The organism is Phenylobacterium aquaticum (assembly GCF_947378715.1).
GTDB classification, from domain to species: domain Bacteria; phylum Pseudomonadota; class Alphaproteobacteria; order Caulobacterales; family Caulobacteraceae; genus Phenylobacterium; species Phenylobacterium aquaticum_A.
The window spans coordinates 14,039-36,708 of sequence record NZ_CANCLE010000002.1 but is presented as its reverse complement, the minus strand read 5'-3'; the positions used below and the strand labels follow the sequence as shown (position 1 = coordinate 36,708).

General features: G+C 68.9%; 23 protein-coding genes. 7 read left to right on the top strand and 16 right to left on the bottom strand.

Features of this window, described 5'->3' with window-relative positions; all coding sequences use genetic code 11:
* Position 1 precedes the first annotated feature (1 nt).
* The 7 genes from Q7P21_RS00580 to Q7P21_RS00550 form a co-directional block, all read right to left on the bottom strand.
* Complete coding sequence (locus Q7P21_RS00580) at positions 2–418, bottom strand: type II toxin-antitoxin system VapC family toxin (RefSeq protein WP_304175281.1); 417 nt, start codon at positions 416–418, stop codon at positions 2–4.
* Positions 415–657 carry a type II toxin-antitoxin system Phd/YefM family antitoxin gene (locus Q7P21_RS00575; protein WP_304175280.1) on the bottom strand — a complete coding sequence of 81 codons (243 nt, stop codon included), beginning with the start codon at positions 655–657 and terminating at the stop codon, positions 415–417. The genes Q7P21_RS00580 and Q7P21_RS00575 overlap by 4 nt, the downstream gene beginning before the upstream one ends.
* Before the next feature lie 95 nt (positions 658–752).
* A complete protein-coding gene (locus Q7P21_RS00570; protein WP_304175278.1) occupies positions 753–1,319 on the bottom strand; it encodes a PadR family transcriptional regulator in 567 nt (188 codons plus the stop codon).
* Positions 1,320–1,410: 91 nt separating this feature from the next.
* The gene (locus Q7P21_RS00565; RefSeq protein WP_304175276.1) at positions 1,411–2,307 is read right to left on the bottom strand and encodes a hydrogen peroxide-inducible genes activator; all 897 of its coding nucleotides are present in this window, start codon (positions 2,305–2,307) and stop codon (positions 1,411–1,413) included.
* A gap of 105 nt (positions 2,308–2,412) precedes the next feature.
* Entirely contained in the window at positions 2,413–3,987 is a 1,575-nt protein-coding gene (gene ahpF / locus Q7P21_RS00560) for an alkyl hydroperoxide reductase subunit F (protein WP_304175274.1), read from the bottom strand.
* 107 nt (positions 3,988–4,094) lie between these two features.
* Positions 4,095–4,658, bottom strand: a complete 564-nt coding sequence (gene ahpC / locus Q7P21_RS00555) for an alkyl hydroperoxide reductase subunit C (protein ID WP_304170664.1) — start codon at positions 4,656–4,658, stop codon at positions 4,095–4,097.
* Positions 4,659–4,824: 166 nt separating this feature from the next.
* On the bottom strand, positions 4,825–5,856 hold the full coding sequence (locus tag Q7P21_RS00550; protein WP_304170666.1) for an aspartate-semialdehyde dehydrogenase: 1,032 nt from the start codon (positions 5,854–5,856) through the stop codon (positions 4,825–4,827).
* A gap of 94 nt (positions 5,857–5,950) precedes the next feature.
* Between Q7P21_RS00550 and Q7P21_RS00545 the strand changes: the two genes are divergently transcribed.
* Positions 5,951–6,337, top strand: coding sequence for a PaaI family thioesterase (locus Q7P21_RS00545; protein WP_304170667.1), 387 nt, complete (start codon positions 5,951–5,953; stop codon positions 6,335–6,337).
* On the opposite strand, the gene Q7P21_RS00540 is transcribed toward Q7P21_RS00545, so the two are convergent.
* The gene (locus Q7P21_RS00540; RefSeq protein ID WP_304170668.1) at positions 6,334–6,753 is read right to left on the bottom strand and encodes an EVE domain-containing protein; all 420 of its coding nucleotides are present in this window, start codon (positions 6,751–6,753) and stop codon (positions 6,334–6,336) included. The two genes, Q7P21_RS00545 and Q7P21_RS00540, sit on opposite strands and share 4 nt — an antisense overlap.
* 156 nt (positions 6,754–6,909) lie before the next feature.
* Between Q7P21_RS00540 and Q7P21_RS00535 the strand changes: the two genes are divergently transcribed.
* From Q7P21_RS00535 to Q7P21_RS00515, 5 genes are all read left to right on the top strand, one after another.
* Positions 6,910–9,756 (top strand): pitrilysin family protein, encoded by a 2,847-nt coding sequence (locus Q7P21_RS00535; protein WP_304170670.1) that lies wholly within the window; start codon positions 6,910–6,912, stop codon positions 9,754–9,756.
* Entirely contained in the window at positions 9,753–11,852 is a 2,100-nt protein-coding gene (locus Q7P21_RS00530; RefSeq protein ID WP_304175271.1) for a tetratricopeptide repeat protein, read from the top strand. The genes Q7P21_RS00535 and Q7P21_RS00530 overlap by 4 nt, the downstream gene beginning before the upstream one ends.
* 86 nt (positions 11,853–11,938) lie before the next feature.
* Complete coding sequence (locus tag Q7P21_RS00525) at positions 11,939–13,357, top strand: pyridoxal-dependent decarboxylase (RefSeq protein ID WP_304175269.1); 1,419 nt, start codon at positions 11,939–11,941, stop codon at positions 13,355–13,357.
* A 50-nt stretch (positions 13,358–13,407) separates the two neighbouring features.
* A complete protein-coding gene (locus tag Q7P21_RS00520) occupies positions 13,408–14,334 on the top strand; it encodes a bifunctional helix-turn-helix transcriptional regulator/GNAT family N-acetyltransferase (RefSeq protein WP_304165867.1) in 927 nt (308 codons plus the stop codon).
* A gap of 67 nt (positions 14,335–14,401) precedes the next feature.
* The gene (locus Q7P21_RS00515; RefSeq protein WP_304175267.1) at positions 14,402–15,049 is read left to right on the top strand and encodes a DUF6134 family protein; all 648 of its coding nucleotides are present in this window, start codon (positions 14,402–14,404) and stop codon (positions 15,047–15,049) included.
* A 69-nt stretch (positions 15,050–15,118) separates the two neighbouring features.
* Here the strand turns inward: Q7P21_RS00515 and Q7P21_RS00510 are convergent, their stop codons facing one another.
* The 7 genes from Q7P21_RS00510 to Q7P21_RS00480 form a co-directional block, all read right to left on the bottom strand.
* Complete coding sequence (locus Q7P21_RS00510; RefSeq protein ID WP_304165862.1) at positions 15,119–15,748, bottom strand: hypothetical protein; 630 nt, start codon at positions 15,746–15,748, stop codon at positions 15,119–15,121.
* 71 nt (positions 15,749–15,819) lie between these two features.
* Positions 15,820–16,872: a 3-isopropylmalate dehydrogenase gene (gene leuB, locus Q7P21_RS00505; RefSeq protein WP_304165858.1), complete on the bottom strand. Its 1,053-nt coding sequence runs from the start codon at positions 16,870–16,872 to the stop codon at positions 15,820–15,822.
* A gap of 18 nt (positions 16,873–16,890) precedes the next feature.
* Positions 16,891–17,193, bottom strand: coding sequence for a putative quinol monooxygenase (locus Q7P21_RS00500; RefSeq protein WP_304165855.1), 303 nt, complete (start codon positions 17,191–17,193; stop codon positions 16,891–16,893).
* On the bottom strand, positions 17,190–17,801 hold the full coding sequence (gene leuD / locus Q7P21_RS00495) for a 3-isopropylmalate dehydratase small subunit (RefSeq protein WP_304165853.1): 612 nt from the start codon (positions 17,799–17,801) through the stop codon (positions 17,190–17,192). The genes Q7P21_RS00500 and leuD overlap by 4 nt, the downstream gene beginning before the upstream one ends.
* A 9-nt stretch (positions 17,802–17,810) precedes the next feature.
* Entirely contained in the window at positions 17,811–18,668 is an 858-nt protein-coding gene (locus Q7P21_RS00490; protein ID WP_304165847.1) for a VOC family protein, read from the bottom strand.
* Positions 18,668–20,092, bottom strand: coding sequence for a 3-isopropylmalate dehydratase large subunit (leuC, locus tag Q7P21_RS00485; protein ID WP_304175324.1), 1,425 nt, complete (start codon positions 20,090–20,092; stop codon positions 18,668–18,670). The genes Q7P21_RS00490 and leuC overlap by 1 nt, the downstream gene beginning before the upstream one ends.
* Before the next feature lie 61 nt (positions 20,093–20,153).
* Positions 20,154–21,158: an NAD-dependent epimerase/dehydratase family protein gene (locus tag Q7P21_RS00480; protein ID WP_304165844.1), complete on the bottom strand. Its 1,005-nt coding sequence runs from the start codon at positions 21,156–21,158 to the stop codon at positions 20,154–20,156.
* Positions 21,159–21,255: 97 nt separating this feature from the next.
* On the opposite strand from Q7P21_RS00480, the gene Q7P21_RS00475 reads away from it, so the two are divergent.
* Positions 21,256–22,161 (top strand): LysR family transcriptional regulator, encoded by a 906-nt coding sequence (locus tag Q7P21_RS00475; RefSeq protein ID WP_304165843.1) that lies wholly within the window; start codon positions 21,256–21,258, stop codon positions 22,159–22,161.
* A gap of 96 nt (positions 22,162–22,257) precedes the next feature.
* Here Q7P21_RS00475 and rplS read toward each other — a convergent pair whose 3' ends face one another.
* Complete coding sequence (gene rplS / locus Q7P21_RS00470) at positions 22,258–22,656, bottom strand: 50S ribosomal protein L19 (RefSeq protein ID WP_304165840.1); 399 nt, start codon at positions 22,654–22,656, stop codon at positions 22,258–22,260.
* Positions 22,657–22,670 lie beyond the last annotated feature (14 nt).

The window sequence follows — 22,670 nt, the reverse complement described above, 5'->3', positions numbered from 1 at the left end:
TCTAAATCAGGCGGGTCGCAACGCCGAGGGCGAGGCCCGCCTCAGCCACTTTCTGATCCAGGGTCGCCACGGTCAGGCCGTGGTCCGACGCAATGGCCAGATGCAGGGCGTCCCCGGCCCGCAGTCCAAGCTCGTGACGATCGACGAAAGCCGTCGCCGCGCGGAAATGCAGGGGCAGTACAGGCAAGGTGGTCAAGGTGTCCGCCGTGAGCCGATGGTACATCGCAAGCGCCTCGGCCCGGTGAGTGAGATGGATCTGACCGGTTCTGAGCTTGATCGACAGCGCGGAAGAGACCTCTGTCGCCACCCAGTCACTGACGAACAATTCCTCCTCCGCCGCCAGCCAGGACTGGACCCGCCCGGTCGCGACCTCCGGCGTCAGGGCCGCGACCACGAGCGAAGTGTCGAGATAGATCAATAGCGATCCTCATCTCGCATCTGCCGGACGATGCTCTCCGCCGCGATATCCGGCTGGGGCATTGACGCCGTCAGGGCCTGGAGCGCTTCGAGATCCAAGGGCTTGCGCGGCCGGCCAGCGGCGATCAGCTGCGCGGCGGGTTTGCCCCGCCGCGTGATGCTGACCGGGTCGCCGGCCTGAGCCTGGGCGATCAATTCGCTGAGTCGAGCCTTGGCTTCGGCGATGTTGACGCTCGCCATCACGGCCTCCTGACCAACTTGTTGGTCAGATATAGTCGATGTCGACCCCCAGGTCGAGCCGCCCTCCCCCGTCAGACGGGAGAGGGTGGAAGGCCTCAGGTCCGCTCCACCTTGGCTGCGGCCTCATCGATGGCGGCGGCTATGGCTTCGACCTGGGCTTCGGTGACGTCGCCGCGCTGCATGCGCAGGGCGAGCGCGGTGCCGAGGTTCTGCATCGCCCTTTGCAGCTTGGGCCGGGCGCCGGAGGATTGGGTTCCGGCTTCGTCCAGGCGGGCGAAGATGGCGTCCACGCCGGCGCGGTTCTTCTCGAGGGCCTCGCGGCCGGCGGGCGTGATCTCATAGGCCTTGCGGCCGCCCTCGACCCCGACCTGGGCGACGAAACCTTCGTCTTCCAGCAGCGAGAAGGTCGGGTAGATGACCCCGGGCGAGGGCCGATAGGCGCCGCCGGTGCGTTCCTCGAGTTCCTTCATCACGTCATAGCCGTGACGGGGCTTTTCGGAGACCAGCGCCAGGACCACGAAGCGAAGATCGCCGTGCTCCAGGAGGCGGCCGATGCGGCCCTCAGGCCCCCGGCCGTGGCGGCCACGGATGTGGTCGCGGATATGTCCGCCCCAACCATGGCGGCTGTGATGTTCGTGGCGATCCCAAAAGTGTCTGTGCATGTTTCGATCCTATTTCGATATGTCTGATTGCTAGATATATCGGACCCTATCGGACCGCAAGATGTTTTTAGATATATCTGGAATAATCTTTTCAGGCGTCCTGGAGCGTCTGGGCCAGAAGCCGGCCCTCGGCCCCACGGCTGGAGCCGGCGCGCCAGGCGACGACGATCTCGCGGCTGGGGTGATCGGCGCGCAGGGGCCGGACGGAGACGGGCGCTGCGTCGGTCAGGCCGGCGCGCACGGCCATGGCCGGCAGGAAGGTGACGCCAAGGCCCGAGCCCACCATCTGGACCAGGGTCGGCAGGGAGGTCGCGGCGAAGGCCTCCTCGTCGCCCGTAGCCTTGGGCGGCTTGAGGCCACAGGCGGCCAGAGCGTGGTCGCGCAGGCAGTGGCCGTCCTCCAGCAGGATCAGGTCCTCGCCCTCCAGCTCAACAGGCAGGGAGCCGCCGCCGGCCAGCAGCCGGTGATTGGAGGGCAGGGCCGCCATCAGTTCGTCGTCGGAGACGTGGGCGTGGGCGAGGCCGGCCATGTCGAAGGGCAAGGCGATCAGGGCGGCGTCGAGTTGGCCGGCCTTCAGCGCCGCGATCAGCCGCTGGGTCAGGTCCTCGCGCAGGAACAGCCGCAGCTTGGGGAAGCGGGCGCGCAGGATCGGCAGGGCCTTGGGCAACAGGAAGGGCGCGACCGTGGGGATGACGCCCAGGCGGAAGCGGCCGGTCAGGGGCTGGGCGGCGTTGCGCGCCGATTGCACCAGCTCTTCGGCCTCGTTGAGGATGACATTGGCCCGGGCCAGGGCCGCCTCGCCTACGGCGGTGAGGATCACGCCGGATCGGGCCCGGTCGACGACCGGCGCGCCGAGCGTGCGCTCCAGCTCCTGGATGCCGGCCGAGAGGGTCGGCTGGGTGACATGGGCGGCCTCGGCGGCGCGCCCGAAGGCGCCATGCTCGGCGAGGAGCTTGAGATATTGCAGTTGGCGAATGGTGGGGAGCATGGGCGGAATATAGGAATTATCTATGGCGGGGTGAAGAGCGATAGATTGGTCCAACCCCACGCTTAAAAGCCCTCTCCCGCAGAGCGAGAGAGGGAACACACTGGCTCAGGCCGCCTGGGCTTCCGCTTCTTCCGGGGCCAGGCGGATCAGGTGGTCGAAGGCCGAGAGCGCGGCCTTGGCCCCGTCACCGGCGGCGATGATGATCTGCTTGAACGGGGTGGTGGTGGCGTCGCCGGCGGCGAACACGCCGGTCAGAGACGTCGCCCCATGGGCGTCGACCTCGATCTCCCCGCGCGGGGTCAGGGCCAAAGCCCCCTTCAGCCACTCGGTATTGGGGACCAGGCCGATCTGGACGAAGATCCCCTCCAGCTCCAGGCCGTGCAGGCTCTGGTCGGTACGGTCCTGCCAGGTCAGGCCCACCACCTTCTCGCCGTCGCCCAGCACCTCGGTGGTCAGGGCCGAGGTGATGACCGTGACGTTCTTCAGGCTGCCCAGCTTGCGCTGGAGCACGGCGTCGGCCCGCAGCTGGCTGTCGAACTCGATCAGGGTCACGTGGGCGACGATGCCCGCCAGGTCGATGGCCGCCTCGACGCCGGAATTGCCGCCGCCGATCACCGCCACGCGCTTACCCTTGTAGAGCGGGCCATCGCAGTGCGGACAATAGGCCACGCCCTTGTTGCGGTACTGGTCCTCGCCAGGCGCGCCCATCTGCCGCCAGCGGGCGCCGGGGGCCAGGATGATGGTCTTGGCCTTCAGGGTCGCGCCGCTCTCCAGCGCGATCTCGGTCAAGCCGCCCGCCTGCTTCAAGCCCACGGCCTTTTGCAGGTTCATGACGTCGACGTCGTAGTCGCGGACATGGGCCTCCAGGCCGGAGACCAGCTTGGGGCCTTCGGTGTGCGGCACGGAGATGAAGTTCTCGATGGCCATGGTGTCGAGCACCTGGCCGCCGAAGCGCTCGGCCGCCAGGCCGGTGGCGATGCCCTTGCGCGCCGCATAGACCGCCGCCGCCGCGCCGGCCGGGCCGCCGCCCACCACCAGCACGTCGAAGACCGGCTTGGCAGCGATCTTCTCGGCCTCGCGGGCGACGGCGCCGGTGTCGAGCCTGGCCAGGATCTGCTCGACGCTCATCCGGCCCTGGTCGAAGGTCTCGCCGTTCAACAGGACTGTGGGGACGGCCATGACCTTGCGGGCCTCGACCTCGCCCTGGAACAGGGCGCCGTCGATCGCGACGTGGCGGATGTTCGGGTTGAGCACGCTCATCAGGTTCAGCGCCTGCACCACGTCGGGGCAGTTCTGGCAGGTCAGGGAGAAATAGGTCTCGAAGCTGAAGTCGCCCTCCAGCGCCTTGATCTGCGCGATGACTTCTGGCGCGACGCGGGGCGGATGGCCGCCGACCTGCAGCAGGGCGAGCACTAGGGAGGTGAATTCGTGGCCCATGGGCAGGCCGGCGAAGCTGATGCGCGGGGCCACGCCCGGCGTGGTGATCGCGAAAGAGGGTTTGCGGGCGGCGTCGCCGTCCAGGCGGAGCGAGACGTTGTCGGACACCGAGACGATGTCTTCCAGCAGTTCACGCATCTCAGCCGACTTGGGCTGGGCGTCGAGGCTGGCGACCAGCTCCACCGGATGGCGGAGGTTTTCCAGATAGGTCTTGAGCTGGGACTTCAGGCCTTGGTCCAACATGGCGGACTCCTAAGCGGGCGCGGAAACAACGGAAGGCATGGGGGTGCGCCGCCGCCGCCCGGTCTGGGGGGAGACGGGTCGGGTGACGGCGACGCGGGGCAGACTCTCTAGATCTTGCCGACCAGGTCGAGCGAGGGGGCCAGGGTCTTCTCGCCTTCCTGCCACTTGGCGGGGCAGACTTCGCCCGGGTGCGAGGCGACGTACTGGGCAGCCTTGATCTTGCGCAGCAGCTCCAGGGCGTCACGGCCGATGCCGCCGGCGGTGATCTCGACGATCTGGATCTTGCCCTCGGGGTCGATCACGAAGGTGCCGCGATCGGCCAGGCCGGCGTCTTCGATCAGGACGTCGAAGTTGCGCGAGATGGTGGTCGTGGGATCGCCGACCATCACATATTCGATCTTCTTCACCGCTTCCGAGGTGTCGTGCCAGGCCTTGTGGGCGAAGTGGGTGTCGGTGGAGACCGAATAGATCTCGACGCCCAGCTTCTTGAACTCGGCGTAGTTGTCAGCCAGGTCCTCGAGCTCGGTCGGGCAGACGAAGGTGAAGTCGGCCGGGTAGAAGAACACCACGGACCACTTGCCCTTCAGGTCAGCGTCGCTGACCGTGATGAACTTGCCGTTCTGGAAGGCTTCGGCTTTGAACGGCTTGATTTCGGTATTGATAAGGGACATCGCGCACTCACGGTTAGCGTTTCGGGAGGAAACGAGGCCGCTTCTAGAGTGCGCTGCGGCATTGGGGAAATTGATAGTTTTTGGGCTATGGATAGATTTTATCTATCAATCCCACTGTGACCCACCCCGTCGTTCCAGGGACAAGCCCCGGCGATGACGATCGGGGTTAGGCCAGCGTCTTCTGGCCGATCAGGCCGCGCTCGTGCAGCAGTTGGGCGATCTGGACGGCGTTCAGCGCCGCGCCCTTGCGCAGGTTGTCGGCCACGACCCACATGTTCAGGCCGTGCTCGACGGTCGGGTCGTTGCGGATGCGGCTGACGAAGACCGGGAATTCGCCCTGGGCTTCCTTGGGGGTCATGTAGCCCTTGTCGTGGCGCTGATCGATGACCACGAGGCCGGGGCTGTCGCGCAGCAGGTCGCGGGCCTCGTCGGCGTCCAGATGCTCATGGAACTCGATGTTCACGGCTTCCGAGTGGCCGACCATCACCGGCACCCGCACGCAGGTGACGGTGAGCTTGATGTCGGGATCGATCATCTTGTGGGTTTCATTCCACATCTTGGCTTCTTCGTCGGTGTTCCCGTCCTCGTCGAAGGCGCCGATATAGGGGATGACGTTGAAGGCGATCTGCTTGGGGAACTTCTTGGGTTCCGGCGCCCCCAGCACGAAGACGCCCTTGGTCTGGTCCCACAGCTCGTCCATGCCCTCCTTGCCGGCCCCGGAGACCGACTGATAGGTCGAGACCACGACCCGCTTGATCCGCGCGCGGTCGTGCAGGGGCTTCAGCGCCACCACCAGCTGGGCGGTGGAGCAGTTGGGATTGGCGATGATGTTCTTGCGGTCGGCCCACTCGACGTCGTCGGGGTTCACCTCCGGCACGATCAGCGGCACGTCCGGGTCCATCCGCCAGGCCGAGGAGTTGTCGATCACCATCGGACCGGCCTCGCCGATCTTGGCCGCCCACTGCTTGGAGAATTCGCCAGACACGCTCATCAGCACCAGGTCGACGGTGGAGAAGTCGAACTGCTCCACGTCCTGGCACTTGATGATCTTGTCGCCGAAGGAGACCTCGACGCCCATCGACTTGCGGCTGGCGATGGCGTGGATCTTGTCGACGGGGAATTCGACTTCCTCGAGGATGTTCAACATCTCGCGGCCCACATTACCTGTGGCGCCCACGATGGCGACGCGATAGCCCATCGGGGTCTCTCCCTATGAAAAGCGGAGCGTCCCGTTACGCCTATGGGGCGCTGGGCGCAAGGCGAGGCGGCGGAAGACCAGCAAGGACAGGGTGATGGCGCAGGACACCGGAATGCCGTTCTCGAACCTGATGGGGGTCGAGATCACCGAGCGGTCCAAGGACCGGGTGGTGGGGCAGCTGGTCGTGCGGGAGGACCTCTGCACCGCCGGCGGCATATTGCACGGGGGCGCCTTCATGGCTTTCGCCGACGCTCTGGGCGCCATAGGCGGCTTTCTCAACCTGCCGGCCGGAGCGCGGACCACGACCCTGGAGTCCAAGACCAACTTCCTGGGCTCGGCCAAGGTCGGAACCACCGTGACTGGCGAGGCGACGCCGCTGCACATCGGCCGGCGCTCCAGCGTCTGGCAGACCAGGGTCACCAGCGCCGAGGGCAAGCTATTGGCCCTGATCCTCCAGACCCAGATGACGGTGGAGGTTTAGGCCGCCGACATCCCCAGGATCACATCCCATTCCTCATCGGTGATCGGACAGACCGAGAGGCGGAACTGGCGGAACATGGCCATGCCGGCCAGGGCGGGCTCGGCCTTCATCCGGGCGAGGCTGACCGGCTTGGCCAGGGGGCGGACGGGGGCGAACTCCACCGCCACGAAGCGGCCGGCGGAATCGGTGGGGTCGATGAAGGCCTCGCGCACCACCTGCGCGATCCCCACCACCTCGAGCCCCTCCTGGGAATGATAGAAGAAGGCCTGGTCGCCCAGCCGCATGGCCCGCAGATAGAGCGCCGCCTGATTGTTGCGCACCCCGTCCCAGACCGTGCGCCCCTCGCGCACCAGGTCGGCGAAGGCGTATTTCACCGGTTCCGACTTCACCAGCCAATGGGACGGCGTCTGATCCATATGTGCTGCTCCCCGCGCGGCGGCGCCGGCTGATATCGCCGCGCCCGGCTGGGTTTGGCAATCCGCCATGCCACAGCGCGAACAGGTCGTGAACAAAAAGATTGGCGAAACCGCAGTTTTGAGTACCTTGGGTTGCGTGAATGTGAGGGGGACGGCGTGATCTGGAGGGGACGGTCGGGCGGCGCGGCGACGCTGGCCCTGGGGATTCTGGCCTTCGGGGCCATGGCTGCAGCGCCTCCGGCCTGCGCCCAGGCGCCGGCGGTCACCGGGACGGACCTGCCCCAGGACCCGGCGCTCAGGTCCGGAACCCTATCCAATGGCCTGCGCTACGCGGTGATGCGCAGCGCCACGCCCAAAGGGGCGGTCTCGATCCGCTTCGCCGTCGACGTGGGCAGCTATGAGGAGACCGAGGCCGAGCGCGGCCTGGCCCATTTCGTCGAGCACATGGCCTTTCGCGCCACCACCCACTTCGAGGAAGGCCGGTTGGAGCATGACCTGGCCGGTCTCGGCGTGGCGGCCGGCCGCGACCACAACGCCTTCACCCAGATGTTCTCGACCCTCTACCAGTTGGACCTGCCGGACGGCGATGGGGCGCGGCTGGGCCTGGCCTTCCGCTGGCTGCGCGACGTGGCCGACGGCGTGGTCTTCGCCCCCGAGGCGGTGGAGCGCGAGCGCGGCGTGGTGCTGGCCGAGAAGGAGGCGCGCAATTCCAACGACCAGTCGGCTGAGGACCGGGTGACCCGTTTCCAGGGGCCTGACCTGCGCTCCACAGTCCGCTCGCCGATCGGGCTGGAGTCGGTGCTGCGCAGCGCCCGGGCCGAGGATCTGCGCCGGTTTCACGACCGCTGGTATCGCCCGGACACCGCAGTGATCGCCGTCGCCGGCGACCTGCCGGTCGAGACCATGGAGGGCTGGATCAAGGCCGCCTTCGAGACCTGGGCCCCGAACGGACCACCGACCGCGCGGGCGGCCCTGGGCCGCCTGGACCTGAGCCGGGGCCTCGACGCCCTTTCCATCGCCGATCCGGGCCTGACGCCCCAGGTGCGGGCCTGTCGCCTGCGGGTCCCGGAACGGTTTGGGGCCCAGGCGCTGGCCGACCGCCGCCTGCAGGATTTGCAGGACCTTTGGACAGACATCCTGAACACGCGCCTCGCCGACCGCGCCGACCACGACCCAGCGCTGCTGGAGGCCCAGGTCTCGCTCTATGCCGGGAACCGCGACGCCCAGCGCGCCTGCCTGGAGGTGACGCCGAGGGGCGACGCCTGGGCTCCGGCCCTGGCGGCGGCCGACGCCGAGCTGCAGCGGCTGCGCCGGGAGGGGCCGACCGAGCTGGAGCTGGAAGCCGCCCTGGAACGGCGGCGCGCCAGCCTGAGAGGCGCCATCTCGGTGGTCTCCACCGAGACCGCTCCGGATCTCGCCGACGAGATCGTCAACACCCAGCTGGGCCGCCAGGCCTTTGTCGAACCCCGCCAGCTGCTGCGGGCCTACGGGATGGAGGTCGAGGACGTCACGCCCCAGGACGTGCGCCTGGCCATCGATCATGACTGGACCGGGGCCGGCCCGCTGATCGACGCCCAGGGCGAGGCGCCGCCAGGGCGCGAGGCCCTGCTGAGCGCCTGGCGCCAGGCCGAGGCCGCGCCTCCGCTCGCCCCCTTCGCCGATCCGCCCACGCCGAAATGGGCCTATGAGAACTTTGGTCCGGTCGGGCGGATCGCGCGGCGGGAGACCCTCACCGCGCCGGACTTCACGCGGATCACCTTCCGCAACGGGGTGGTGCTGAACCTCAAGTCCACCGGCTTCGCCAAGGACTCGGTCGAGGTCCGGGTGACCTTCGGCGCCGGCCGCCGCGAGATCTCGCCCGGCGATCTGTTCAAGGCCCGGGTCGCTTCCGACCTGATCCTGGTCGGCGGGTTGGGGCGGCAGTCCTACCGCGAAATCGAAGCCGCCCTGGCGCCGCTCGACTGGGCGTTCCAGCTCGACGTGCGCGATCGGGCCTTCATGCTGTCAGCCGCGCCGCTGACCAGCAATCTGAAGACCCAGTTGCAGGTGATGACCGCCTATGTCAGCGACCCGGGCTTCAGGCCGCAGATCGACGCGCGCATCCACGCCGTCATCGACGACGCCTATCGCACCTATCGGACCGATCCCTCGGTCCTGGCCTCCACCGCCCCCTATGCGCTGCTGGCGCCCGGCTCGGGTCAGGCCCCGCCGCCCCGCAGGCAGCTGGATTCCATGGACGCGGCGGACGTCGCGCGGCTGTATCGTGGCCCACTGACCGAGGCGCCTCTGGAGGTCACCCTGGTCGGCGACGTGGACGAAAAGACCGCCACGGACCTGGTCGCCGCCACGTTCGGCGCCTTGCCGCCCCGGGTCGAGCGCGCCCGGGAGCGCCCTGACGTCGTCTTCCTGCGCTATGGCGATGCGCTGCCCGCGCCCCTGCAGTTGCGCCATCAGGGCCCTGGCGACCGGGCCGAGGTCAGCCTGACCTGGCCGCTGTTCGTCGGCACGCCACAGAGCCGCCGGGAGGAAGCCGTGGTCGATCTGTTGGCCGACGTGTTCAGCGACGCCCTGACCCACGCCGCCCGCGACCGGCTGGGTAAGACCTACTCCCCGGACGTCTCGGCCTATGTTCCCGACGCGGGCGACCAGGGCGGTCTGACCGCAGAGGTCGAGACCTATCCCGCCGACGTGGAGATCGTGCGGGCCGAGACCCTGGCGGTCGCCGCGCGCCTCGCCCGGGGCGAGATCAGCGCCGCCGAGCTGGACGCCGCCCGCCAACCTCAGCTGAGCGGCATGGCCTCCCGCCGCCAGACCAACGAGACCTGGGCCGCCATCCTGGCCGGATCGAGCCGCGACCCGCGCAGGGTGAAGGACTTCGCCGAAAATCCGCGCCTGACCACGGAGATCGGGTTGGACGAAGTCCGCGCCGCCGCCGCCCGCTGGCTGAGCCGCGCCCCCCTGCAAGTCATTGTCATGCCTGGCCCCGAGGAGATCGTCCGATGACCCGCGCCTGGCCGCTCGCGGCCTTATTGCTGCTGTTCGCGCCCCTTCCGGCTATGGCCAGGCCGGCGATGGAGGCCTGCGTCACGCCCGATCGACCGCCTGCCGAGACGGTCGCCGCCTGCGGCGACGCGGTCTCGGACCCTGGCCTCTCCGCCGAGCAGCGGGTCAAGGCGCTGGGCCTGCGGGCTGACGCCCTTCTCGCCCTGGACCGCCCCAAGGAGGCGGTCGTCGACGCGACCGCCGCCCTCCAGCTCGCTCCCAATGATGTGCTGGCCCTGGTGATGCGGGCCGAGGGTTTGCAGATGCAACGGCAATACGCCCCCGCGCTCGCCGATCTTCGCTTGGCCCTGGCGCAGCAGCCGCGCGCCCTCCGCGCCCTGCTGAACCTCGGCGTTGTCCTGCAGAGGTCCGGCGCCCCGCCCGAAAGCGCCCGAGAGGCCTTTGACAAGGCCGTGGCCGTGGCGCCCGACAACACCGACGCCCTCGCCAAGCGGGCCGAATGGAGCTCGGAGGCTGGCCGCTGGGATGAGGCCCTTCCCTACCTCGAGCGGGCCCACCGGGTAGCGCCGAACGACGGCTACATTCTGCACCGGCGCGGCGAGGTCTATCGGGCGCTCGGCCGGGACAGCGAGGCCTTGGCCGACTTCAAGGCCGCCCTGAAGGCCGATCCGGCCGATCAGATCGCGCTCTATGGTCTCGGCTATCTGCAGGTCGATATGGGGGATCAGGCCGGCGCCCTGGCGACCGCCGATCGGCTGTTCAAGCTGTCGCCGCAGGACGGCTCGGGGCTGTTCATCCGCGCCCTCGTGCTGCGCGCGCAAAACAAGATTCCCGAGGCCATCGCCGTGCTAGAAGACCTTGTGAAGCGAGACCCCAAGAGCGGCCTCGCCCACAATTCCCTGGGCGAACTCTATCTGGACACGGATCGCGCCGAACTCGCCCAGGCCGAGGCCGCCGCCGCCCTCGCGCTCGACGCCGACGACGTCGACGCCCTGCTGCTGCGCGGCAAGGTCCGCGCGGCGCAAGGTGACTTCAAGAACGCCCTGGCCGACGACGAGCGCGCGATCAGTCTGACGCCGAAGTTCAATTCAATCTACCAGCGCGGACTGCATCGCAGCGCCACCAACGACCACAAGGGCGCGATGGAGGACTATCGCAAGGCGGTGGAGCTGAATCCGGATTCCTCGGGCGTCTGGTATGCGATCGGACGCGAGGCGCGCGAACTGAACGATCACGCCGCCGCCGTCGAGGCTGCGGATCGGACCCTCAAACTGGCCCCCGACGACCCCGACGCCTGGGATCTGCGCGCCGCAATCTACACCGACGCCAGCGATTGGGCCCAGGCCGCACCCGCCTATGAGCGAGCCGGCGAGTTCCTCTATGCCGGCGAGGCCTGGGCGGCGACGGGCGATGTGGCCAGCGCGCTCAAGGCCTATGACCGGGCCGTGAAGGACGATCCGAAATCGGCCCAGGCCTGGCAGGAACGCGGCGATCTGCTGGCCGGCCAGAACCGGCTTCGCGAGGCGCTCAGGTCCTATGACCAGGGCCTGGCGCTCGCCCCCGCCGACGCCCACCTGCTGGTCGGCCGCGCCAATACCCGGGCCGCGCTGAAGGACGGGGCCGGCGCGCAGGCAGACCTCGACGCGGCCGCTAAGGCCGAACCCAAGGCCGCCTTCGTGTTTAGCGCCCGCGGCCTGCTGGCGGTGAATCGCGGCGAGCTGGACGCGGGAATCGCCGAATATGACAAGGCGATCGCCCTCGATCCCAAATATGCCGACGCCTATTACAACCGGGCCTTCGCCCTGATGGGCCAGGATCACAATGACCGGGCGATCCGCGATCTCAACGCGGCGCTTGCCCTGAATCCGAAGGACGCTGAGGCCATGGCGCTGAAGGGCGAGGGCTTCCGCCGATTGGGCGACCACGCCCGGGCGCTGGAGGTGTTGGATGCGGCCATAGCGCTCGACCCGGAACTGGCCATGGCGTTCTGGAGCCGCAGCCAGGTGCAGGCGGCCCTGGGCGACAAGGCCGCCGCCGAGGTCGACCGGGCCCGGGCCCTGAAGCTCGACCCCAGCCTGGCGAAGTCCGACAGCTGAGCGACGGCCGATTTCCGCGACGACCCCGATTGACTTGGGCCGACGGGGCCTGACTTCCTGACATGCCAGTCACCTCGGGGCCGACCATGTCCAATGCCATTCCCGACCGTCCCGCCCTGCAGCGGGCCTTCGACCATGCGCTTGCCTATCTGGAGGATCTGGGCACAGCGCCGGTCGCCCCCCGGGCCACACTTGAGGCGCTACGCGGCGCCCTCGGCCGCCCGCTCGGCGCGCGTCCCCTGGCCGCCCCCCAGGTGATCGACGACCTGGTCGCCGACGTGGCCGGCGGGCTGCACGGATCCCAGGGCGGTCGGTTCTTCGGCTGGGTGATCGGCGGTGGGGTTCCGGCCGCCATCGGCGCCGACTGGCTGACCTCGGTCTGGGATCAGAACGCCTGCCTGCACGCCTCCGGTCCCGCCGCCGCCGTGGCCGAGGAGGTGGCCGGCGCCTGGCTGAAGGACCTGTTCGACCTGCCTGCCGAAGCCAGCTTCGCCTTCGTCACCGGCTGCCAGATGGCCCATGTCACCTGCCTGGCCGCCGCCCGCCACGCCGTGTTGCGCGACCGGGGCTGGGACGTGGAGCGCAGGGGCCTGGCCGGCGGCCCGCCGATCCGGGTGCTGGCCAATGCCGATCGCCATGGCTCGGTCGACGTCGCCCTGCGCATCCTGGGCCTGGGGGTCGACGCCCTGCGGCCGCTGGCGCTGGACGCCGACGGCCGGGTCTCGCCGGAGGTCCTGCGCGCCGCCCTGGCCGAGGGCGATAGCCCGACCATCGTCATCCTGCAGGCCGGAGAGCTGAACTGCGCCGCCTTCGACCCGTTCGGCGACCTCGTGCCCATCGCCAAGGCGGCCGGGGCCTGGGTGCATGTGGACGGCGCTTTTGGCCTCTGGGCCAAGGCGAGCCCGACGCGCCGCGCCCTGGCCGGCGGCATTGAGCTGGCCGATTCCTGGAGCACGGACGGCCACAAATATCTGAACGTGCCCTATGACAGCGGCCTGGCCTTCGTCCGCGACGCCGAGGCCCATCGCGCCGCCATGACCATCGCCACCAGCTATCTGCCCGCCGGCGGCGGGGTGGCGCGCGACCCGATCGACTGGAACCCGGAACTGTCGCGCCGCGCCCGGGGCTTCCCGGTCTATGCCGCCCTGCGCCAGCTGGGGCGCTCCGGTCTGGCCGACCTGGTCGACCGCACCTGCGATCACGCCCAGGCCCTGATCGACGGGGTCGGCGCGCTTGAGGGGGCGGAGAAAATCTCCGGCTCCAGCCTCAATCAAGGGCTGGTGCGGTTCCTGGCGGCGGGACCCGGCGCTTCGGAGGCCGATCACGACCGGCGCACCGACGCGGTGATCGCCGCGATCAACGCCTCGGGCGAGGCGCTGTTCGGCGGGGTGACCTGGCGCGGGCGCCGCTGCATGCGGGTGAGCGTCAGCAACTGGCGCACGGACGCCGACGACGTGGCCCGGGCCGTGGTCGCCGTCCACGCCGCGATGGTCGCCACGAGTTAATTGACTTAGTCAATTATATGGGTGTTTCCTGAGCGCGGAGGCGACGCGCCATGCCCGAAATCCCGCCCGAACCCGTCGCCGCCATCCGGCGCTTCAACCGCTTCTACACCCGCCAGATCGGCGCCCTGGATGAGGCCCACCTGGGCGAGCCCTTCGGCCTGGCGGAGGGGCGGGTGCTCTATGAGATCGCCCAGGCGGGCCCGAACCTGACCCCCGGCCTCCTGGCCCTGCGCACCGGCCTGGACGCCGGATATCTCAGCCGCATTCTCAAGCGCTTCGAGGGCAAGGCCCTGATCGCCCGCGTCCGCTCAGCCGAGGACGGGCGCAGCTGGACCCTCAGCCTCACGGACCCGGGCTGGGCCGCCTATGAGCATCTGCGCCGGGTCGCTGAAGGCGCCGTCGAGGCCATGATCGGGACGCTGGCGTCCGACCAGCGCGCGCGTCTCACCGCCGCCATGGGCGAGATCGAGACCCTGCTCGGCGCCCCGGCCCCAGGCGACATCCGACTGCGGTCGCATCGGGTGGGCGACATGGGCTGGGTGACCGAACGCCACGCCACCCTCTATGCCCGCGACTATGGCTGGGATGAGCGGTTCGAGGCCCTGGTCGCCCGGATCTGCGCCGACTTCGTCGAGCGCCTCGAGCCGGCGCGCGAGCACTGCTGGATCGCCGAGCGTGAGGGCGCGCGGCTGGGCTCGGTGTTCCTGGTCCAGGGCGACCGGCCGGGCCAGGCCAAGCTGCGCCTGCTGCTGATCGAGCCCTCGGCCCGGGGACTGGGCCTGGGCAAGCGGCTGGTGGCCCAGTGTGTCGCCTTCGCCCGGGCTTGCGGATATGACGAGGTCAGTCTCTGGACCCAGTCGATCCTGACCGCGGCCCGGGGCGTCTACGCCGCCGCCGGCTTCGAGCTGATCGACCAGACGCCGCACATGACCATCGGGGTTCCGCTGGTGGGGGAGACCTGGCGGCTGAGGCTCTGAGGCGGCCCATGCATCCCGCCTCCCGGTTCGCGCGTATCCCCAGGGTCCCGTTCGACGGAGGTCCGCGATGCCCCAACCCCTGGACGGTCTGTCCCGCCGCGCCTTGATCGGCATCGGCCTGGCGCTGGGAACGCCGATCGTCGCCTGGGCGACCGCCCCGCGCCGGCTGGTGTTCGGGGTCTATCGCAACGGCGCCCACATCGGCGAACATCAGATGAGCTTCGCCGGCGATCCGGCGGCGCCCCTGGTCACCACCGAGGTGCAGATGCTGGTCAGGCTCGGCCCCGTGCCGGTCTATCGCTATCGCCACCACGCCGTGGAACGCTGGCAGGCGGGCCACTTCGCCAGCCTGGAGACCACCACCGACGCCAATGGCAAGGCCCAGAAGGTCGAGGCCGAGCGCCAGGCCGGCGGGGTGCTGATCCAGACCGCCAAGACCCGCGTCCAGGCCCCGGTCGGCGCTTCGCCCTTCACCCATTGGAACCCCCAGGCCCTGGCCGGCCCGCTGTTCAATCCACAGGAGGGCAAGATGCTGCAGGTGACCGCGCGCCGCCGGCCCGACGGCCTCGCGGCGCCCGGCGGGCGGACAGCCGCGACGCTGTGGTCGGTGCGCGGCGAGGCCGAGATCGACGACTGGTACGACGCCGACGGATCGTGGCTGGCGCTCAAGGGTCGGCTGAAGGACGGCTCGGTGATGGAGTATCGGCGGGTCTGACCGGCTCTAAATCAAAGAGTTAGAGTATTTCCGGATCGGAAACGTGCGTCACACTCTTCGGGAGATGCTCTATCGCCCCAGCCAGACCTCGACATAGCCGGGCCGGACCTGGCTGTCCTGGTACTGCTTCACGGTGAAGGTGCGGCCCTTGAGCGCGAAGTTGACGTGCTCGAGGATCGCCTTGGCGGTATTGGCGTCGTCGGCGAAGAAATAGCGAATCTCAGGCCCGTCCTGGCGGCCAGCGTCGACGATGGTCTTGGCGCCCAGCAACTGGACATGGGCTGCGGACAACTCGGCCTTCAGCACCGTGAAGTCCTCGGCGCGCGCGGCGGTCCCGGACAGCAGATAGACCCGGGTCCCCTCGCTCGGCGGCGGCGGGGCGGACGCGACGGCGGTGGTCGGCTTGACCTGAGGCACGATCCCTGGATTGGCGCTGGCCTCCTTGGCATAGGCCTCGACCCCCTCGCTGACCTCCTTATCCTTGATCAGGTGGGTCTTGGTCAGCATCTGCAGGGTCTTGACCCGCTCTTCCGGCGAGGGCGACTCCAGCGCCTTCAGGACCAGGTCGGAGTAGAACTTGCGCTCGGCGAGGGCGACGTCGGTATTGCCCTTGAGATAGGCCCCGCCCAGGGCGCCCACCACGGCCGAGGCCGCGGCGATCAGCGAGGTCATCACCGCCGCGCGGTTTTCAGGAGTCACGTTCAGCCCTCCGCCGCCTTGTCGGCGAGGGTGACTATAGCGCGCCTTCAGGTTGAGTCGAGACGGCGGCGCTACAGGGCGGCCAGCACCGCATCGCCCATCTGGACCGTGGTCAGGGTCCCACCCAGGTCGCGGGTGCGGGCGCCGGCGTCCAGCGCCGTGACCACCGCCGCATAGAGCCGGTCGGCGGCCTCCGACCGATCCAGCGACCAGCGCAGGGCCATCTCGAAGGACAGGATGGCGGCCAGCGGATTGGCCACGCCTTGCCCCGCGATGTCCGGCGCCGAGCCATGGATCGGTTCGTAGAGACCGGGCTTTCCCGCCGCGCCGAGCGCCGCCGAGGGCAACATGCCGAGCGAGCCGGTCAGCTGGGCGGAAATATCCGACAGGATGTCGCCGAACAGATTGTCGGTGACCATGACGTCGAACTGCTTGGGGTTCTTGACGATCTGCATGGCGGCGTTGTCGGCCAGGATGTGTTCCAGCTCGACATCGGCATAGTCGCGCGCATGCAGGGCGGTGACCACCTGGCGCCAGAGCAGGCCGGAATCCATCACATTGGACTTCTCGGCCGATGTCACCTTGTTGCGGCGACCACGGGCCAGTTCAAAGGCCACCCGGGCGACGCGCTCGATCTCGGCGGTCGTATAGACCTGGGTGTCGACGGCGCGCTGGCCGCCTTCGGCCAGGTCCTCGATATAGCGCGGCGAACCGAAATAGATGCCGCCGGTCAGCTCGCGGACGATCATGAAGTCCAGCCCCTCGACCACCTCGCGCTTGAGGCTGGAGGCGTCGGCGAGGGCGTTGAAGCACAGGGCCGGGCGCAGGTTGGCGAACACCTCCATGCCGGCGCGCAGGGCCAGCAGGCCGGCCTCGGGGCGTTTGTCGCGGGGAACATTGGCCCATTTCGGCCCGCCGACCGCGCCCATCAGCACCGCCTTGGACGCCTTGGCGGCGGCGAGCGCTTCTTCGGTCAGGGGTGTGCCGTGTTCGTCATAGGAGGCGCCGCCGAACAGCCGCTCGCCGATCTGGAGGTCGGGGGTCAGGGCATGGGCGACGCGGCGGACCTGCGCCACGACTTCCGGACCGATCCCGTCGCCGGGCAGGATGAGCAGGTCGGACATGGGGTAACCCTTAGGTGTCTAGAGCGCGCGTTCGGAGGCCGTCTCGTAGGCGAACAGCCGGCGATCGGAAACCCCGAACTGCGGCCAGTGGCTGCGCCAGGTCGCCATATGGGCGGTCTGGAAATGGGCGTCGAGGCAGGCCTGGTCGCGCCAGGCCTCGAACACCCGGATCAGGCCGGGCTCGGCCACGTCCTCGGCATAGGAATATTCAAGGCAGCCGTCCTCGGCCCGGCTGGCCGCAAGCATGGCCAGCATGTGGGGGCGGAAGGTCTCGAGATTCCCAGACGGAACCCGGACCGTGCCGGCGATGATCAGGGTCATGCGTCTTCCAGCCAGGGCCGGTCGAGCGCGCGCTTGCTCTCGAAGACGTCGATGTCGAGCGCCGCCTGCAAGGTTTCGCCGATGGCGTCGAGGCCCTTCAGCATCTTCTCCTTGCGGTTGGCGTCGATCTGGAAGCCGAAGGTCTTGCCGGAGGGAGAGACCACGGTCTGGGCCTCGAGATCGACCGTGACCATGTGGTTGCCGCCCTTGGCCTCGTCCATCAGGGCCTCGACCTCGTCGGCCTTCAGCACCACGGGCAACAGGCCGTTCTGGAAGCAGTTATTGTAGAAGATGTCGGCGAAGCTGGTGGCGACCACACAGCTGATCCCGAAGTCCATCAGCGCCCAGGGGGCATGCTCGCGCGACGAGCCGCAGCCGAAATTGTCGCCGGTGACCAGCACGCCGGCCGACTTGTATTCCGGGCGGTTGAGCACGAAGTCGGGCTTTTCCTTGCCCTCGGGATCGAAGCGGAAGTCGTAGAACAGGCCCCGCGCCAGGCCCTCGCGTTCCACGGTCTTGAGGAACTGCTTGGGGATGATCTGGTCGGTGTCGATATTGGCCAGCGGCAGGGGGGCCAGCTTGGCGTCCAGCTTGGTGAAAGCTTTCATGGGTGCGCCTCAGGCGTTCTGCTGAATGAGGATGGTCGGCACGCCGGCGGCCACATGGCGGGCGGTGAAGACGCGGGTGCCGGGCTTGCGGCCCACGCGCACCTCGGAGACCTCGAAGCCGGCGGCGGCGATCCGGGCCTGGGCGGCCTCGGCGTCGGCCACCCGCCATGCCAGGCCGCCGAACGTGTCGGGAGCGTCGCTGGCGGGCGTCTTCAGGCTGGCGGCCATCTCGACCACTGCGGCGCCGGCACGGAAGAACAGCTGGCGCACCCCCCACTGTTCGTTGGAGCGGTCGAGCCGCAGGTCGAGGCCGAGCTTGGCGCCCCAGATGGCCAGCGCCCGGTCGGCGTTGGCGGTCTGGACCACCACATGGTCGAGCTCGGTGACGGTCGCAGCCGCATCGCCAATCACCGGCGACTGCGGCCAGGGCTCGCCGCTGCGGGGCGGATCGACCAAGAGGATGTTCAGCCCGCCGGTGTCGGCGGCGTTCAGCGCCGAGGTGGTCCAATAGCGCTTGCGACCGTCGTCATGGGTTGAGCGGGTGGGGCCGGGAACCGAGCCGCGCAGGCCGCGGCGACCGACCAGCTTCTGGGCGGCCTCGGCGTTCTCCACCGTGAAGGCCACGGCCCAGATTCCCTCGCCGTGCTCGGCCAGGTGCTTGCGGATGGTGTCGCCGAAAGCGCCCTCGCCGTGCGGGGTGATGACGTCCAGCGCCATGTTGGGGAACTGGAACCAGGCGTGGCGCGCACCGCCGTCGCCGCCTAGCCAATTGGGCTCACGCCCCAGAAGCTCGCGATAGGAGGCCACCGCCGCGTCGAGGTCGTTCACCGCGAGGGCGACATGGTCGAGGGCGGTGATCATCGTCATCACAGGAAATCCCGGACGTCGGCCAGGTGGCCGGCGATGGCGGCGGCGGCGGCCATGGCCGGACTGACCAGGTGGGTGCGGCCGCCCCGGCCCTGACGGCCCTCGAAATTGCGGTTCGAGGTCGAGGCGCAGCGTTCGCCCGGCGCCAGCTTGTCGGGGTTCATGCCCAGGCACATCGAGCAGCCCGGCTCGCGCCAGTCAAAGCCCGAGGCCTTGAAGATGGCGTCGAGGCCTTCGGACTCGGCCTGTTCCTTCACCAGTCCGGAGCCCGGCACCACCATGGCCCGCACATGGGGGGCGACCATGCGGCCATTGAGGAAGGCGGTCTGGACGATGGCGGCGGCGGCGCGCAGGTCCTCGATCCGGCTGTTGGTGCAGGAGCCGATGAACACCACGTCGACCTTGGCCTCGGCGATCGGTTGGCCGGCCACGAGACCCATATAGTCGAGGGCGCGCTCGACCGAGGCGCGCTTGTCCGGCGTGGCGAAACTGGCCGGGTCCGGCACGGTGTCGGTGATGGCGATGACGTCCTCAGGGCTGGTGCCCCAGGTGACCAGGGGCGCGATCTTGGCGGCGTCCAGCCGGACCTCGCGGTCGAACACCGCGTCGTCGTCTGTGGTCATGGTCTGCCAATAGGCCTTGGCCATCTCCCAGGCCGCACCCTTCGGGGCGGCGGGACGGCCCATCATATAGGCGTAGGTCTTGTCGTCCGGGGCCACCAGGCCGGCGCGGGCGCCGCCTTCGATGGTCAGGTTGCAGAGCGTCATCCGCCCTTCCATCGAAAGATCACGCACAGCCTGGCCGGCGTATTCGATCACATAGCCGGTGCCGCCGGCGGTGCCGATCTCGCCGATCACGGCGAGGGCGAAGTCCTTGGCGCCGACACCGGGAGCCGGGGCGCCGTCAATGGTCACCCGCAGGTTCTTGGCCTTCTTGGCGCGCAGGGTCTGGGTGGCCAGCACATGCTCGACCTCAGAGGTGCCGATGCCGTGGGCCAGAGCCCCGAAGGCGCCGTGGGTCGAGGTGTGGCTGTCGCCGCAGACAATGGTCATGCCCGGTTGGGTGCGGCCCTGCTCAGGCCCGACCACATGGACGATGCCGTTGCGGATATCGCCCATCGAAAAGAACTCGATCCCGTTGTCGCGCACGTTGCGCTCCAGCGTCTGGAGCTGGAGCCGCGCTTCCTCGTCCGCCACCTTGTCCACGCCGAGCGCCTGGCCCTCGGTGGGGATATTGTGGTCGGCCACCGCCAGGGTGCGATCGGGCCGGCGCACGGGGCGCTTCGCCGCCCTGAGGCCCGCGAAGGCCTGGGGCGTCGTCACCTCATGGATGAGGTGCAGGTCGATATAGAGGATCGCCTCGCCGTCCTGTTCAGCGACGACGTGGGCGTCCCAGATCTTGTCATAGAGGGTCTTGCCGGACATGGGCCGCATGTAGGGTCTGCGGCCCGGTGAAGTCCAGGGCTGGATTGGGGTATTTCATGCCTCAGGCCGCCATGCGGACGCTGGGTTTGAGGCATCCTTGCCCCTCCAGGGTCCGGCGCAGGGCGATATCCAGGGGCGTGTGCGGCTCGGCGCCCAGTTCGGCGACCAGCTTGCTGTTATCCATCACCACCTCATGGTCCCAGAGGTAGCGCATCTCCATCATCTCGCGCAGCATCTCGACGAAGGGCGAGGCCACGGCCATGGCGAACCAGGGCACGGACTGGCGTTTCAGCTTGCGGCCCGCGACCCGTTGCAGGGCCTGGAACATCTCCTCGCCGGTCACGACGTGGCCGCGATGGTTGTAGAGCGCGAAGGCCTCCAGTTCGGCCTCGCGATCCGCCAGCTGGGCCATGCTCTCGGCCAGGTCCGGCAGATAGGCCCAGTCGTGCGCGATCCCGGCCGGGCCCGGCAGGGCGACGGCGGTGAGCGGCTTGTCCTTCCGCACCCAGCCCTCGGTCAGCCAGGATGAGGCGCTGATCGGGCCGAAGAAGTCTCCGGCCCGGACCACCAGGGTCCGCACCCCCTCGTCGCGAGCCGCGCGGATCAGGCGCTGTTCGAGGGCGACGCGGATCGCGCCCTTGCGGGTCTTGGGGTTCTGCGGCGAGGTCTCGGTGAACATCGGCCAGGCGTCGGGGCCATAGTTATAGACATTGCCGGGCAGCAGGATGCGGGCGCCGCTGGCCTTGGCGGCGGCGATGACGTTCTCCATCATCGGCGGCAGCAGCTTGGCCCAACCGGAATAGCCGGCCGGATTGCCGGCATGGACGATGATCTGCGCGCCCTGGGCGGCGGCGACCAGGTCAGCCTCCACCATGGCGTCGCCCCGGACCCAGTCGCAGGCTTCCAGACCGGCCGCGTCGCGGCGGGCGGCGGCGGGATTGCGGTTCATGGCCCGCACGCGCCAGCCATGGGCCAGCAGGGCGGCGGCGACGGCGCCCCCGATCGAGCCCGTGGCGCCGATCACCAGGGCGAGGGGCGTGTCAGCTTGGGGGGATTGTTCACGCATCGGTCCATCTCCATGTCTCACCGGATGCGTCAGATCCTCGGCCCGGCTCGGCTTGAACGGAATTGCGGTTTGATGTGGAACAGGTATTCATAAGCGCATGAGCGATCCAGCCTGGGACCTGTTTCAAAGCCTGCACGCGGTCATGCAGGCTGGGAGCTTTTCCGGCGCGGCCCGGGCGCGGGGCCTGACCCAGCCGACGCTCGGCCGCCATATCGAGGCCCTGGAGCAGAATCTCGGCGCGCCACTGTTCATCCGCTCGCCCCGCGGCCTGACGCCCACCGACCTGGCCCAGACCTTGAAGCCGCATCTGGAGGAGATGGCCGCCGCCGCCGCCTCGGCCCTGCGCGACGCTTCTGGGGTTTCTGACGCCAAGGGCGGGGTGGTGCGGCTGGCGGCCAGCGACATCATGGGCGCCGAGGTCCTGCCGCAGATCCTGGCGGGGTTCGCCGAGGCCCATCCGGACATCCAGATCGAGCTGGTGCTGTCCAACAAGACCGAGGATCTGTCGCGCCGCGACGCCGACATCGCCGTGCGCATGGTGCGCCCGACCCAGGGGTCGCTGGTGGCGCGCAAGGTGGGGAGCACGGGGGTCGGCTTCTACGCCACCCCGGAATATATAGCCCGGCGCGGCATGCCGGCCAGTCTCGACGAGCTGGAGGCCGGTCACATGCTGATCGGCTTCGACCGCAACCGGCCGACCATCGAGTCCCTGGAACAGATCAATATCGGCCGCGAGATCACCCGCGAGATCTTCAATTTCCGCACGGACAATGACGCCGCCCAGATCGCCGCCGTCCGCGCCGGCCTGGGGATCGGCGCGATCCAGCACGCGCTTGGCCGGCGCTATGGCCTGACGCCGGTGCTGGGCAACGCCTTCGGGTTCGAGCTGGATATCTGGGTCGCCATGCCCGAGACCCTGAAGGGCTCGCGCCGCATGCGGCTGATGTTCGACCACCTGGTCGAGGGCCTGACCCGGTTCTCGCAGGAAGGACGTCAGAGGTAGGCGAACCTGCCCGGTTCGCTTCCACGTCGCCTCAGCATACGAAAACGGCGGCCCCATTGCTGGGGCCGCCGCTGAATTTCCAACCGCGATAGCGGCTTAGGCCTCGGGGGTTTCCTTGGCCGTGTCCTTGGTGGAGGACATCTGGCGCTCGGCGATCCGGGCCGACTTCCCGCGACGATCGCGCAGGTAATAGAGCTTGGCGCGACGGACGACGCCGCGACGCTTCACTTCGATGGATTCGATGTTCGGCGAGTGCAGGGGGAACAGACGTTCCACGCCCTCGCCGAAGGAGATCTTGCGGACGGTGAAGCTCTCATTGATGCCGCCGCCTTGACGGGCGATGCAGACACCTTCGTAGGCCTGAACGCGTTCGCGTTCGCCTTCCTTGATCTTCACATTGACGCGCACGGTGTCGCCGGGCTGGAAGTCCGGGGTGCTGCGCAGGGCGGCGAGGCGATCGGCCTCTTCCTTTTCCAGCTGCTGGATCACGTTCATGGGTTCGGTCCTTG